The organism is Shewanella sp. ISTPL2, assembly GCF_013283205.1.
Taxonomy (GTDB): Bacteria; Pseudomonadota; Gammaproteobacteria; order Enterobacterales; family Shewanellaceae; genus Shewanella; species Shewanella oncorhynchi.
In genome coordinates this window covers 3,737,715-3,751,497 of the sequence record NZ_JAAPAV010000001.1, presented here as the reverse complement: position 1 = coordinate 3,751,497, position 13,783 = coordinate 3,737,715, and the positions used below count along the sequence as shown (strand labels likewise).

The 13,783-nt window shown below is 45.4% G+C and carries 11 protein-coding genes and 1 pseudogene; 5 read left to right on the top strand and 7 right to left on the bottom strand.

Annotation, left to right across the window (positions count from 1 at the left end; all coding sequences use genetic code 11):
- Nucleotides 1–20: 20 nt before the first annotated feature.
- From spoT to gmk, 3 genes are read right to left on the bottom strand one after another with little or no spacing between them, the layout of a single operon-like run.
- Nucleotides 21–2,126: a bifunctional GTP diphosphokinase/guanosine-3',5'-bis pyrophosphate 3'-pyrophosphohydrolase gene (gene spoT / locus HUB64_RS16440; RefSeq protein WP_105251161.1), complete on the bottom strand. Its 2,106-nt coding sequence runs from the start codon at nt 2,124–2,126 to the stop codon at nt 21–23.
- Between the two features lie 42 nt (nt 2,127–2,168).
- Nucleotides 2,169–2,447: a DNA-directed RNA polymerase subunit omega gene (gene rpoZ, locus HUB64_RS16435; protein ID WP_007651394.1), complete on the bottom strand. Its 279-nt coding sequence runs from the start codon at nt 2,445–2,447 to the stop codon at nt 2,169–2,171.
- Nucleotides 2,448–2,505: 58 nt separating this feature from the next.
- The gene (gmk, locus tag HUB64_RS16430) at nt 2,506–3,129 is read right to left on the bottom strand and encodes a guanylate kinase (protein WP_173497410.1); all 624 of its coding nucleotides are present in this window, start codon (nt 3,127–3,129) and stop codon (nt 2,506–2,508) included.
- A 252-nt stretch (nt 3,130–3,381) separates the two neighbouring features.
- Here gmk and HUB64_RS16425 point away from each other — a divergent pair, with 252 nt between their 5' ends.
- From HUB64_RS16425 to HUB64_RS16415, 3 genes are all read left to right on the top strand, one after another.
- Complete coding sequence (locus HUB64_RS16425; RefSeq protein WP_173497409.1) at nt 3,382–5,094, top strand: hypothetical protein; 1,713 nt, start codon at nt 3,382–3,384, stop codon at nt 5,092–5,094.
- A 166-nt stretch (nt 5,095–5,260) separates the two neighbouring features.
- The gene (locus HUB64_RS16420; RefSeq protein WP_173497408.1) at nt 5,261–6,133 is read left to right on the top strand and encodes an NTP transferase domain-containing protein; all 873 of its coding nucleotides are present in this window, start codon (nt 5,261–5,263) and stop codon (nt 6,131–6,133) included.
- Nucleotides 6,126–7,190 carry an aminoglycoside phosphotransferase family protein gene (locus tag HUB64_RS16415; RefSeq protein WP_173497407.1) on the top strand — a complete coding sequence of 355 codons (1,065 nt, stop codon included), beginning with the start codon at nt 6,126–6,128 and terminating at the stop codon, nt 7,188–7,190. Before HUB64_RS16420 ends, HUB64_RS16415 begins: the two co-directional genes overlap by 8 nt.
- Before the next feature lie 53 nt (nt 7,191–7,243).
- Here HUB64_RS16415 and HUB64_RS16410 read toward each other — a convergent pair whose 3' ends face one another.
- Nucleotides 7,244–8,077 (bottom strand): sulfotransferase, encoded by an 834-nt coding sequence (locus HUB64_RS16410; RefSeq protein WP_173497406.1) that lies wholly within the window; start codon nt 8,075–8,077, stop codon nt 7,244–7,246.
- Nucleotides 8,078–8,506: 429 nt separating this feature from the next.
- Here HUB64_RS16410 and HUB64_RS16405 point away from each other — a divergent pair, with 429 nt between their 5' ends.
- Both HUB64_RS16405 and HUB64_RS16400 read left to right on the top strand, forming a co-directional pair.
- The gene (locus HUB64_RS16405) at nt 8,507–9,622 is read left to right on the top strand and encodes a Fic family protein (RefSeq protein ID WP_173497405.1); all 1,116 of its coding nucleotides are present in this window, start codon (nt 8,507–8,509) and stop codon (nt 9,620–9,622) included.
- A 296-nt stretch (nt 9,623–9,918) separates the two neighbouring features.
- Nucleotides 9,919–10,254 (top strand): hypothetical protein, encoded by a 336-nt coding sequence (locus HUB64_RS16400; protein WP_254451433.1) that lies wholly within the window; start codon nt 9,919–9,921, stop codon nt 10,252–10,254.
- Between the two features lie 15 nt (nt 10,255–10,269).
- Here the strand turns inward: HUB64_RS16400 and HUB64_RS16395 are convergent.
- The 3 genes and pseudogenes from HUB64_RS16395 to HUB64_RS16385 form a co-directional block, all read right to left on the bottom strand.
- Nucleotides 10,270–11,352, bottom strand: a pseudogene (locus HUB64_RS16395) (ISAs1 family transposase).
- A 363-nt stretch (nt 11,353–11,715) separates the two neighbouring features.
- Nucleotides 11,716–12,618 (bottom strand): hypothetical protein, encoded by a 903-nt coding sequence (locus HUB64_RS16390; protein WP_173497404.1) that lies wholly within the window; start codon nt 12,616–12,618, stop codon nt 11,716–11,718.
- A gap of 3 nt (nt 12,619–12,621) precedes the next feature.
- A complete protein-coding gene (locus HUB64_RS16385; protein ID WP_173497403.1) occupies nt 12,622–13,779 on the bottom strand; it encodes a DUF3696 domain-containing protein in 1,158 nt (385 codons plus the stop codon).
- Nucleotides 13,780–13,783 lie beyond the last annotated feature (4 nt).

The following is a 13,783-nucleotide window of genomic DNA, read 5'->3' as shown; positions in this document are numbered from 1 at the left end:
TCTCTCTAGTGTTGAGTTAATTAACGATTACGGGATGTGCGCAGTACTTCGGGCAGTACCCTAATTCGGCGCATCACGTTGGCTAAATGGATCCTGTCTTTCACCGAAATCCGCAGGTTGATCAAATACACGCGACCATCACGTTCTTCAGTGCTGAGGTTGTGAATGTTTGAACCTTCGGCGGCAATGATCGAGGTGATCTTCGCCAGTGCACCTTGGTGGTTAACGATTTCGACCCGCAGATTGGCTTGGTAATCAACGCCTTCAACATTATCCCATTGTACGGGAATATATTTGTCTGGCTCGCCTTGATAACCACGAATATTGGCGCAGTTTTCCATGTGCACCACTAAGCCCTTACCTTGGCTCACGTGGGCTATCACGGCATCACCTGGGATGGGGCGGCAACAGTTAGCGAAGGTAACGAGCATGCCTTCGGCGCCACGAATTGGCATCATGTGGCCGTCGCGACTCTCTTGATTCTCAAGATTATCGCCAATCAAACGCTGGGCGATAACAATACTCATGGCATTGCCAAGACCGATATCGGCGAGCAGCGAATCGAGCGTGGTATGTTTAGTATCGCGGATCACTTTTTCAATCTGCTCAGGCGCAATGCTGTCGAGTTTAGTTTTGCCTAGCGCATGGTTGAGCAGGCGGCGACCGAGTGCAATCGCATCATCACCTTTAAGGCTTTTCAGCACTTGGCGGATTTTAGCGCGAGCTTTACCGGTTACCACAAAGTTCAGCCAAGCGGCATTAGGACGGGCGCCTTTAGCGGTAATGATTTCAACGGTTTGGCCTGAAATTAACGGCTGACTGAGCGGATATGCTTGGCGGTTAACACGGGCACCGACGCAGGTATTACCTACATCTGTATGCACTTCGTAGGCAAAGTCTACTGCAGTGGCATTCACGGGCAATTCCAGAATGCGACCTTCAGGGGTGAACACATAAATCTCTTCAGGGAAGAGTTCAGTTTTCACGTTTTCAACGAATTCGAATGAGGTGCTAGCGCTTTGTTGTAACTCCAACAAGCTTTGCATCCACTTACGGGCACGCACTTGAGTCGTCGTACCTTGGCCTGTTTGCGCACCGCCTTTGTAGGCCCAGTGTGCGGCGACCCCTTTGTCAGCCATCTGATCCATATCTTCGGTACGAATTTGGATCTCAACGGGCACGCCGTGTGGACCAAATAAAGAGGTATGGAGAGACTGATAACCGTTGGCTTTGGGGATAGCGATATAATCTTTGAAACGACCGGGACGAGGCTTGTACAGTCCATGCATGGCGCCAAGTACGCGATAACAAGTGTCGATGGAATCGACTATCACCCTAAAGGCGTAGATATCCATCACTTCTTGGAATTGCAGCTCTTTACTCTGCATCTTGTTATAGATGGAGTAGAGGTTTTTCTCGCGACCTTTGACTTTCCCTGGAATACCCGCATCATTTAAGCGTGTATACACAGCGGCTTCGATGCCTTGGATCAATTCTTTGCGATTGCCACGGGCGGCTTTAACGACTTCTTTAAGCACCCGATATCGCATTGGATAATAAGCTTGGAAACCTAAGTCTTCTAACTCTGTCTTGATGTTATGGATACCGAGACGGTTAGCGATGGGCGCGTAGATTTCTAAGGTTTCGCGGGCGATACGGCGACGTTTGTCGGGACGCAGTGCGCCTAAGGTACGCATGTTGTGGGTTCTATCGGCAAGCTTGATGAGGATAACGCGGATATCCTGCGTCATCGCCATCATCATTTTACGGAAGTTTTCAGCCTGGGCTTCTTTCTTGTCGCGAAATTTAAGCTTATCGAGTTTTGACACGCCTTCGACGAGTTCGGCCACCGCGACACCGAATAGTTCGGCTAAATCGTCTTTGGTGACATGGGTATCTTCGATGGTGTCATGGAGCAGTGCTGCCATCAGCGTCTCATGATCAAGACGCATGTCAGCAAGGATGCGGGCAACCGCAACCGGATGAGTAATATAAGGTTCGCCACTCGTGCGCATTTGCCCTTCGTGGGCATCGCGCGCAATCTGGTACGCCTGCTTGAGCAATTCTACCTGTTCAGGTTCTAAGTAACCGGAAGCAGACTCCTTTAGACCTTCAAACAGATACAAGTGGCAGCTCTCCTTTTACCTAAATAGGTTTTTACTCAAAAACTATAATGAACGACCTTCAGCAATGGCTGCAACCGCTGCAATTTCAGCGGCTTCACGTTCACGCACCGTTTGACGCTCATCGGCATCTAAGGTGTGAGCATTAACTAAACCTAGTTCGATTTCACGCAGGGCGATAACCGTGGGTTTGTCGTTCATCTCTTCAACCATAGGGTCTTTACCCTGCACGGCGATTTGGCGAGCACGACGCGCCGCAACCAAGATCATATCAAAACGGTTGCCGATTTGTTCTACGGCGTCTTCTACAGTTACGCGAGCCATGTGTTGAAACTCCAGTTTATCTAGGGAAAAAATGACGCAAAATTGTACACTATGACAGCTATCCTGCCAACAGATCGTGAAGCATATCATTTTGCGCGTGGATCTGACTAGCACCTGTTAAGCGCTGACTGCGAATGATGGCACGCAAATCGGCTAAGGCAGTGTCAAAATCGTCGTTGACGATAATAAAATCATATTCTTTATAGTGGGACATTTCCGATACGGCTTGTGCCATACGGCTGGCGATAACATCGCTACTGTCTTGTCCGCGACCTGTTAGGCGGCGCTCTAGCTCGGCTTTAGAGGGTGGTAGAATAAACACACCAATGGCCTCTGGCATCACGGCTTTAACTTGTTCGGCACCTTGCCAGTCGATATCGAGGAAAACATCGATACCTTGGGTGAGCGTATGCTCGATCACATGGCGCGAGGTACCATAGTAATTGCCAAACACTTCTGCCCATTCAAAAAAGGCATTTTCAGCAATTAAGGCTTTGAATTGCTCAACATTAACGAAGTGATAGTGTTGACCATCAACTTCACCTGGGCGTGGTGCGCGGGTGGTATGAGATACCGAAACCTGCATGTCGGCTGGCTTGTCTTTAAGCAAGGCTGAAATCAACGAGGATTTACCTGCGCCACTTGGCGCCGACACAATAAATAAATTTCCGCGTGCGGTCATGAGCTAAATATCCAATGGGTTAACGCAAGAAGGGCCCAGAAAGCCGAGCATTATACCGATTTTGACCATAGAAATACTAGGGCTTGTTGGCTGGCAATTTAAGCCTATTTTAGATTTACTTCGATATTATGTGCATTTTTATCCGACTTGGGTCGTAGGCACTGACAATTGCGGGTAAATTGGTTACGCTCGTGCGAATAAGGCAATGAGTGTCTTTTTGTATCTCGTTTTTACAACAATAAAGGAAGGGTCGTGCTGTTAAAATCTCTTTTCTGCCTTCACGGGCGTGATTCTCGTCCCCGTTTTGTCGCAATCAGTGTTGGCGTTTACGTCTGTATTGCATTTGCCGCCGCTGCTTTTGGGGCTAATTTTCTGATGTATTTGCTGGCATTGTTGGGTCTACCTTTATTAGGGCTCACCAGCTTGCGTCGTTTGGCCGATGCCGATAAGTCAAAAGGCTTGATTGGCGTATTTCTATTGCCGTTAATAATTTTCATCGGCCTGTTAGCGGCCGATGTGCATATTGCCTTAATTGGATTGAGTTTAGTGTTAGCCGCGGGACTGACATTTTGGGGCTGGCGCTTTCCTGCACCAACGATAGTGGATTATCGCTACGGTTATTTCGGTCCTGAGCTGGATGCACCAACATCACAGGCAATGCCTAGGCGCCGTGTGGAACCGACTATCGTTCCTAAAACCATCGCACCTAAAACCATAGATCCTAAAATCGTAGATCCTAACACTATAGACCCTAAAGCCATGGCATCTAAAACTGCCATAGATCCTAACATCATTGACCCTAAACCTATTGTTGCTCAAGACGTTGCCGTAAGACAATCGGCAAAATTTACCTCTCATATTCAAGCACAACCTCAAGCTGAAAGGCATGAGCCGCATGTTGAGCAGCTTCATGCCCAAACCATTAGCGTTGAGACTGTGTCTGAGCCAGAGGTCGATTTATCGACCCATGTTGAATCTGTTTTAACATCGCCGAGGGTTGAGCCGAGTGTTAGCGCGGCGGAGGCAGAGCGAGAGGCGTTGCGTCAAGATGAGCTGCGCTTTGATGCGTTAACTCGAATGACGCAGAATCCTGCCGATTTTGTGATACCAGACAGCCATGCGGATTTTCGTCCTGCTAATACTAGCCGCGTTGAACAGACCCACATTGAGTTGGTCGATGTCGATGTGGACAATGTTGATTTGAAACATGTCGACTTTACTGCGGCGCAATTAGATCCTGCCGAGCGTAGTGCTGAACCCGGTTGGCGTTTTACCGCCGAAGAAGATGACGAGCCTGACAGCTTTAACGATAGAGATCATGCCGAAGAGGTACGTCAGCGCCGCGCCGAAGCAAAAGATTCTGGTTCGATGACTGAGCTATTTCGCGGTTTATTTGAGTTTTTGGCGCCACTAAAGCGTTTCTTGGTGTTGCCTAAGATTAAACTGCCGAAAGTGGAACGCCGTTATTGGCGCCCAGCAGGAATTGGCTGTGGCGTGGTGCTCTTGATTGCCTTGGTGTGGGGCTTTTGGCCAAATAGCGATGCAGAGACGGGTGATGGTGCAGAAGTTGTCACGGTTAACGCGATTGCGCCCTATGCGGGTGAGCGGGTGACGCTCGCGTTACCGGACGGTTTTTCTGTGGCGCTGGAGGATGACATCTTGATCATGCGTTGGCTCGGTGAGAAAGGTAAAGCACAAAACCTGTGGTCCTTAGCGACGGCAAAGGGAGATAAAACTTGCAGCGTCTTATCCTTTAACAATGGCACTGACTATCGCCCTGTGACTGTGGATCTGAAAGCGGATTCCGCTTCAGAGGCACGATTCTCGCCACTCGATACTCAGGCCATCATTATTGACCTCGCCCGTCGAGGTAATATTAGCCTATGTGGTTATAAGTTCAGTCTTAAGGGCAGCCAAGCGATATTGGAACAAAATCGCACCTTTGGCGATTATATTGCTCGTTAAAAAAGTCTGCAGCTAAGTCGATAAAAATTCTGCTTAAATGCTAGTCACAATTAGAGGGGTAGATTACACTTTTGCTCCTCTTTTTCTCAAACCGTACTTTAGGTTGTTTAGGTCGCTGCGGTTTGGGGAAACACCTTTAAATTTGAACTGAATATATCAATCCAGCATGAATACAGAATTGACCTTAGTCATTATGGCTGCGGGGCTAGGTAGTCGTTTCGGCGGCGATAAGCAATTGGCGGCACTCGGTCCCGCGGGTGAACCCATGTTGGTGCTATCAATCATGTCGGCCATTCGCAGTGGTTTTCAGCGTGCTGTGCTGGTGATCCGCCCAGAGTTAGAAAGTGAATTAACTGAGATCCTGACACGATTTTTGCCAACCGATTTTGAATATCATTTTTGCTATCAAGTCTTAACGGATTTACCCGACGCGGTGCAGTTGGCGGAACTTAGCCACAGGCTTAAACCTTGGGGGACGGCCCATGCACTCTGGAGTGCGCGCCATCTTGTTAAAGGGCCAATGGCCGTTATCAATGCCGATGATTTTTATGGTGATAGCGCTTTTGCTTCCTTAGCCAAAGGCTTAAGCACTAGGCCAACTGAGTGGATGATGGTGGCCTATCCCATAGAACTCACGTTGTCGGAACACGGTGGTGTTAACCGTGGTCTGTGTCAGGTTGAAAATGGTCAGCTTAAATCGGTCGCCGAATGGCTCAATATCGCCGAGCAAGCAGGCCACTTAATGGGTGATGGCCCGCAGGGTCATGCTAATTTGCCGGCGCAGTCCTTGGTCTCTATGACATGCTGGGGCTTCTCCCCAAACATATTTGATGTTATTAAACGTGAATTAACCGAATTTATCGGGCAACAGGGGCAACAACCTAAGTCTGAATGCTATTTACCCGCCATAGTACAAGCGGGAATTGAGCAAGGTTTGCCTGTCTATGTCGATGTTGCCTGTGAGCCATGGCTTGGCGTGACTTATCCGCAGGACACTGTCTGGGTAAAACAAAAATTAACGGAGTTATTGAGTGATTAAACTCATCAGGCAGTCAGTGTTGCCTCATTTTGGTATTGAATCTGCCGAGGCGAAAATTTCTGCCCTCGGTAATGGCCACATCAATGACACCCTTTTAGTGCGCTGGCCTGCGGGCGAATTGGTATTGCAGAGAATTAATACTGAGGTATTTAAAACACCCAACGCTTTGGTCTGCAATGCCGATAAAATTAGCCATCATTTATGCGCTAAGTCATTGCAGCAACAATACGGCCTTAAAGTCGTTAGCCCATGTTTAACCCAAGAGGGTGAACTGGCTATCGATTTAGGCGAGCAAGGATTTTGGCGTGCGATCAGTTACTTGCCCCATAGTCTCAGCATTGAAGTGGTTAAGTCGGAACAAGAAGCGGAAATGGCGGCCAAGGCCTTTGGGCATTTTGCCTCTGCCTTAAGTGATTTTGATGCGACAGAGCTTGAAGATGTGATCCCTCAGTTTCACCATTTACCGGGACGCATGGCCTTACTAAAGCAGGCCGCTGAACTCGATAGTCAACATCGCTTAGCGCTCTGCCGTCATTGGGTCGATTACGCGTTATCTCAGCAGGCTTTGCTGGATGAACTTGCAGAAATATCGCCAAAGCTGCCACTGCGAATTTGTCATAACGACACTAAAATCAATAACATGCTTTTTGATAAACGCGACATGTCCAGCATGGCGATTATCGATTTAGATACCTGTATGAAAGGTCATCTTATGTATGACTTTGGCGACATGGTACGCACTTTCTGCTCGCCAGAGGAGGAAGACTCTACGGCCTTGGATAAAGTCCAAATTCGCCAAGATATCTTCGCCGCGATTTGCCGTGGCTACTTGAGCGAGTTGGGTGACGTTTTAACGGAAGACGAAAAGCGCAGTCTGTGGCTCGGTGCTCGGGTGATTTGTTTGATGATAGGTGTGCGTTTTTTAACGGATTATCTTAACGGTGATGTGTATTTCCACATCCACCGCGAAGGCCATAATTTAGACCGCGCCGCCAACCAGTTTACCTTGTACCAAAGCTTGCTCGACCAAGAGGCTGTGCTTAAAGCTAATTTTTAATTCAGCGCTTGGATATCTGTGCATTGGTATTTGTGTACTGATCCAATGCATTGTTAAAGCGTGTAGTCGAAAAACTTACGGCTTTGTGGGCCTGCGCTATTGGTGTTGACCTTGTTGGGGTGTTTATATTCGCCCCAACTTGCCACGTTGCGGCCCACGTTAAGTTTAGGGAAACTCAGCGGCTCGCTTAAACCTAATGCGACATCGCTATTCTCCGCGTTTGCTTCCATTCCCAAAAATTGCAGTAACTGACTTAAGCTTCCTGCATGGCTAACATCGATTGAAATAAAGTCTTCCCGCCCATTAAAGTAAGCAAACACTTCTTGCTGATGCTTTTGATAACAAGCAATTAAGTGCTCACTGCTGGCAGGTTCCGCCACTTTATCTATGGCGAAAGTATGCCTAAAACTGCGCTTTAATATTGGATGGAAGCGGCCCGTTTTTTCATCCAAATGGGGTGCCATTTTACCAAGTAACATCTGCATCGAAGGCAACCAAGTATTGATATCGCGGTCGAGATAGACAAACACTGCCTCGGGAAATAATAAATCCAACTGCTGATAATCGCTGAAACAAGGCGTGTCAGACACTGCATCGGCCAGCATAAATGCCTGTTTAGTAAAGGCCATGTGCGCCACTTTTAGCCCTTGCTCCAATAGCGCCACACTCACACTCGTGGTGCCCGTGCGTGGCAAACCTATGATAAAGACCTTCTGCTTTTTCACCTTTATCTGTTCGTCACTGAGCGCATTCGACTGGGCTGGATGCATTGTATCTGGCGTAGCAATCTGTGAATTACCAGTAGGTTGAACATTGCCGATACGCTGTGCATTAGCAGTACATTGTACGTGAGTAGAGGTTGGTGAATTGTTGGTGTTATCAGGCATAGGTTAGGCTCAGAATGTGTATCAGTGGTGCGGTAAAGCCGTAAGTTATCACCTCGGCGTTTCATATTGGCGTGTCAAATCAGCGGCGGCAGTATATCTCAGCGCGAAGGTTTTGTCGGTGGCTATACATATTTGTCGGTGGCTATACATAAAAGTCACGCGCAACGCCAATGCACCACAGTAAAGGCGCCACTAAGTTGTATGATAGCTGCACTGTAGCTGCACAATAATAGCAAGTGGCTGACCGCAAGGCTTAGAAACAGAGCTCCCGGATTACCAACAAGGCTCATTTTCCTGCATTGGATAGCCATATTGGTATTGATGAGGCGATTATTAGTGCTATTCGACTCATAAAATGAGGCGAATAGGTTTGTTAATCGCCTCATTATGTGAGTAGAATGGGCTTGTTATTCGACTCATGGGGTAGATATGTGGATTTGGCAGCAAGCCGATTGGCCTAAGTTTCATTGGAACACCAGCAGCATTGATGCCTTGCTGCGTCAGGTCTATTTCAATCAGGGCCAGTTGCTTGGCAAGCAACTGCTAAGTCACGACGATAGCTTATTAACTTCAGACGCTGCACTCGACACCTTACTCGCTAACATTATCCATTCCAGTGCCATCGAAGGTGAAACGCTCAATGCGGCTTCGGTGCGCTCATCCTTAGCTAAAAAACTCGGCGTGACTGAAGACAAACCGTATCCGACAACAGCACAAACCGATGGTTTAGCTGACATTATGCTCGATGCCTTAAAAAATTTAGAGACTGAATTAACCCTCGAACGGATATTGGGCTGGCACAAGCAGTTATTTCCGCAGGGTTATACACTGTTTAACCCCGTTATTGGCGGAACACTGCGTGGCGATACACCTATGCAGGTTGTCTCAGGCCGGATTGATAAACCAACGGTACATTTTGAAGTACCCTCTAGAGCGTCATTGGATGCTGAACTCTCGCAGTTTATCGAATGGTTTAATGCATCACGGCAAGAGCTGGGTTTAGATCCGCTTATCCGCGCGGCGATAACTCACCTTTGGTTTGTGACGCTGCATCCGCTTGATGATGGCAATGGGCGCATCACTCGCCTATTGACCGATTTGGCCTTGGCACAAGCGGAGAAACGCTCGATTCGTTTTTACGCTATGTCGGTCAGTATTCTTGCCCGTCGCCAAGCCTACTATGACATTTTAGAGTCCACTCAAAGGGGTGATGTCGATATTACTCCTTGGTTAGTCTGGTTTTTTGAAACCCTCAATGACTGCTTACTCAATGCGATGGCAGATGTGAGCAGAACACTGTCGAAAACTCAGTATTGGCAAAGTGTCGACCAATCTTTATTGAGTCAGGAGCAAGCTAAAGTGCTCAATCGGATGTTAGATGGCGATTTTGAATTAGGGATTAATAGTAGCCAGTATCAAAAAGTCGCAAAGGTGAGCCGCGCCACCGCCACCCGTCATCTTGCGCAAATGGTCGAGCAAGGCTTTTTAGCTAAAGCCGCCGCTGGCGGCCGCAGTACCAGATACTTATTGCTGAGTGGAAAGTAGCGAGATTTTTGGTTTAAGGCTCAGCTGTGGCACTCAAATGGTATCGACGCAGGCACGCCGTAAACTCTTCCATGAGGGCTCCACCGCGCCATCCATGGCGCAGAGGGCCTGCTTAGCGATACCATTTTCCGCTGTGCAGCCATTGTATCGCTTTACCTTCAGTGTGGTACTTGTGTGAGGTTATAAATTAGCAGTTGAATAAGCGCATACTCACAATTGGTCTCCACATATCTTCTAATTAAATATCAGTATGTTATATTGCATCAAGCTGCTTAGATAAGGATTGGTGACGAATAATGGAAATTCAGATTGGTGATGTACTGAGATATAAAAAGCCAGCATGTGGAGAAAACATGTATGAAGATGGCTACCTCAATTTCCATTTTCTAACCAAATCAATCGAAGCCAACAATCTGCAGCTTGAAAAGGGCATAAACCCTAGTGCCAAGATTAAAACCTGCTTGGGTCAACTCGTCCGCCCGGCAATACTCATTTCCAGTAGTCCAAATAAGAAAGGTTCAATAGAAACACCATGGGAAGATTTTTATGACGTTGATAACGGTCATATCCGCTACTTTGGTGACAATAAAGAACCTGGTAAAGATCCTGCTACTGCACCAGGGCGGGATTAAGCTTTGTTAAATCTCTTAACCAAAGAAAATCTCGCTCCTAAAATCGCCATTCCATGCTGCCTTTCTTATTTTGGTTGGTTTACTGGCTTTTAGCGGATGCTGCTCTAAAAGGTTCAGCACGATACGCCGAAATAGCGCCATCTTCTTCGCGTTTTCACGGTCACCAATCCTTGAACAGTCTTCCCTAAAGGTGACGTCAAGCACCCAGTGTTGCTGGTTCTCGATGTGCCAATGCTGACGCACCGCTTTGGCTGCAAGTTCGACGTCTAGAGGTAAAGAACTTAAGTAATAATCCGTACTTATGGTGCTAACACCTTTATGTGTTCGTTGACGTTCAACGGCAATTAGCGACTTGGCTGACGGCCACTTTTTCGCGAGCGCCTGCGGCAGCTTTGCTGGAATTTGAAACGTCGTGCGACGCTCCTTACGGCCATGCCCCTTTCAATATGTCGACGCCGTCGTTATCCCAGTGAGGTTGGAACTGCATCTCTATGGCCTGCCTAAGTAGAGGTTGGTTGCCTTTTACCTGAACAACATAGTCGCCTTTAGCTTTGATGATTTGTTGAAGCGTTTCCCGCTGGCAGTGAAGTGCATCAAAGGTTACAACAGCGTCTTTAATGTCTAACATGTGCAACAGCGCTTGAACCGTTGCGATTTCGTTACCTTTGGTCTGTGTATCTTGCTGATACAGCACAATTCCTTGTTCGGTATCAAAGGCCGAAACGAGGTGTAGCGCATTTTTAGCGCCATGTTGATTAACAGCCCCCGCAACGTTTTGCCGTCGATAGCGATTAATGGCTTGGATGAGGCCTCTCTTAAGCTATTTGCCCAACTAAAGAGCGTCAACACCAGTATTTCGGTATCGATGACTTTAATGATCCGAGCAATGGAATGCCGAGTCGGGATCCCGTTGTCAAAATCTCGATGTTTATGTAGCCATGATAGGTTCTCTTTGCCGAATTCTTCGATAGCTTGCCAGCCATCACAACCTGAAGTGATTGCCGCTAAAACGAGAAAGATAATATCAACTAAATCATGGTCTAGGGTGATGTGAGAGCGAGGGTCTTCGATGAGTTTCAAGTGTTCAAATAAGGACATGGATTAGGCTCAGTAGAATAACATGCCCGATCAGATCATGCAGATACGAAGAAGTTCCCTACGGTTAACAAAGTATGATCCCGCCCTGCAGAGTCGGTAGAAAGTGCGTTTATCTATGTTTAAAACAGCCAAATCTACCCAGGGTTAGTTCGAGCCCATAATGAAATCTTTGGCAGGTAAATCAATAACTTAATTGAAGGCTGAACTGGGTTTGGCAATAGCATTTGTCATCACAAACTGCTGTCAAGCCAACAATAAAAATCTAGGTAAGACAACAGTTTGGAGTCGATATTGGATCAATTAAATGCTTAAGGTTCAGTCTATTAGGGAAGAGTAATGGAAATAACATATATCAGGTCTGAATTATAAGTGTTCACCAATATGTGCTATTGCAATTTGAGGATTTTGACACTTAATACGATTGAAGAATCCAAAATAAATTCGGTTGAAATAATAAGTACCCTTACCATTTGCACCATCTATACGCTCGAGTTTATAATGGTATTCACAGTTTATATTTTTATATTCAATATCATTAATTAAAAAATCTCTTTTGAGCTCTCCAATCTGCCTTTGGTTGCTGCCAGTTCCCTCTGGTGTGACAGGGAATTCAAGGGCGGCATTCAAATTTGCAATATTATTCACCCAGTCATTAGGTATAACTTGATATCCATTCATAAATATCAAACAGCTCGTAATGCCACATATGTAATTTTGATACCCTCCATTTAACTTTCTAATACTATTATAGGTTTCACCAGTGTTTGTATTATTTAGGAACAAAATATTTCTATATATCAAAGGAAATATCTTTGCATATTCATCATGATTAACAGGGTTTTTAATTAAAACTTCAGAACAATACGATACTAAGTCATTTTCAGAGTGTATGACTCTAAGTTGCTCATTTTCACCTTGTGATTTATTAGATGAACTATACAGTGAAAGCCAACAATCATCATGCATCGGTATTATTCTACTAGCACAGTTGAGCACGTCGCTGGAGTTAAAGTTGTCATAAGTTTTAACCTTTGACATTCCTCCATCATATATAGCAGAAGTTAATGCTCCAATTTCAATAAATTTGCCTGAGCAAAATAATTCCATTGCAACAAAATCATGAAAATCAGAAGATGCAGTGAAAGTAACATATTCAGAATTCATTTTAGAAACAAGCAGTGCCGCGCTATAAAACGATTCAATCAAATCATTTTCAGTATCATTGAAATTAAAGCTACTCGCCACAAAACAGACATTTGTTTTCATAATTTATTTGCCCTTCAGTGGTAAGTCTTTTTTTCCAGTCAAAATTGAAAACATATCTTGTGCTTGCTGATCAAAAAAACCATCTGGCCAATTAGATAGTTTTCCATCTTTCGCAAGTGTTATTTTCTCTACGTTGCTTTGTTCGTTTCCTTTTGATATATAATAAAGAGAAAATATTGATGGATCAAAATCTTCATGGGTCCTCGCTACTACTCGCATACCGTTTAGTAAATGGTCGCTATGAGTTTCCACTATCACCTGAACCCCTGCTTGGGCAGCTAAAGCAATTAAACGTCCAAGATAACTCTGACCTCGTGGATGTAAATGGGCTTCCGGATTTTCTAAAATAACAATTCGCCCCTTTGGAGCAAGAATTAGTGCAGAAACAAGACCGAGTGAATAGCTATATCCAAAACCGACATTAATAGGCTTAGTTAAATTTCCGCACCCAGTATCAATTGTATTATGGCTTACATTTGCATCATCTACCCGAATAGGGTTTATGCTATAACCTGGTGCAATTTCGCCCATCCATGCTTGTATATTGCGAAAAACTTCACTAATTGTTAATGATGGATGTTTACGAGGATCTCCTGCATCTGTATCAGACTGATCTAAATGTTGGCGCTTTTTAGTGATTAAGCTTTCCAACACTTCTAAAGTAAACTCCCCTTTTGTTCCGAGCCAATCCCAGTCTCTTGTATCTTCTGAAAGAGGTAGGTTGTCACGAGGACCAAATCGTTCAGCTTGAAGAAATTGGTATGATATAGATTTAGGTGAAGCATCTTCAGAAGCCATAAATGCAACTTCTTCTTCGCTACCAATAAATGGTAGAAAGTTATTTCTGAGATTTTCTCTATTTTCTGAAGTTCTATATCCCCAGGTTCCTTTTACAACAGAAGAATCGATAGTCACTTCTAATGTAGACTCATCTTTATTGCTAAAGTTATGTATATCTTTAAATCCACCAATGTGAACAAGCTCACCATTTATTTTAACACGACTTTCAAAGTTTGACTGCAATAATATCCCAAGTGCTTGAATTGCTGTGCTTTTACCTACTGAGTTATTGCCGCAAAAAACTGTTAAAGGAGTAAAGTCAAAAACTTGACTTTTATAACACTTAAAGTTTATCAACTTAATTGATTTAATTGTTAGCATGTAA

Bases quoted from the DNA above. Each gene is read 5' to 3' on its own strand.
- gmk (WP_173497410.1), bottom strand. From the start codon at position 3,129: ATGACCGCACGCGGAAATTTATTTATTGTGTCGGCGCCAAGTGGCGCA.
- HUB64_RS16420 (WP_173497408.1), top strand. From the start codon at position 5,261: ATGAATACAGAATTGACCTTAGTCATTATGGCTGCGGGGCTAGGTAGT.
- rpoZ (WP_007651394.1), bottom strand. From the start codon at position 2,447: ATGGCTCGCGTAACTGTAGAAGACGCCGTAGAACAAATCGGCAACCGT.
- HUB64_RS16390 (WP_173497404.1), bottom strand. From the start codon at position 12,618: ATGAAAACAAATGTCTGTTTTGTGGCGAGTAGCTTTAATTTCAATGAT.
- HUB64_RS16400 (WP_254451433.1), top strand. From the start codon at position 9,919: ATGGAAATTCAGATTGGTGATGTACTGAGATATAAAAAGCCAGCATGT.
- HUB64_RS16385 (WP_173497403.1), bottom strand. From the start codon at position 13,779: ATGCTAACAATTAAATCAATTAAGTTGATAAACTTTAAGTGTTATAAA.
- HUB64_RS16405 (WP_173497405.1), top strand. From the start codon at position 8,507: ATGTGGATTTGGCAGCAAGCCGATTGGCCTAAGTTTCATTGGAACACC.
- HUB64_RS16410 (WP_173497406.1), bottom strand. From the start codon at position 8,077: ATGCCTGATAACACCAACAATTCACCAACCTCTACTCACGTACAATGT.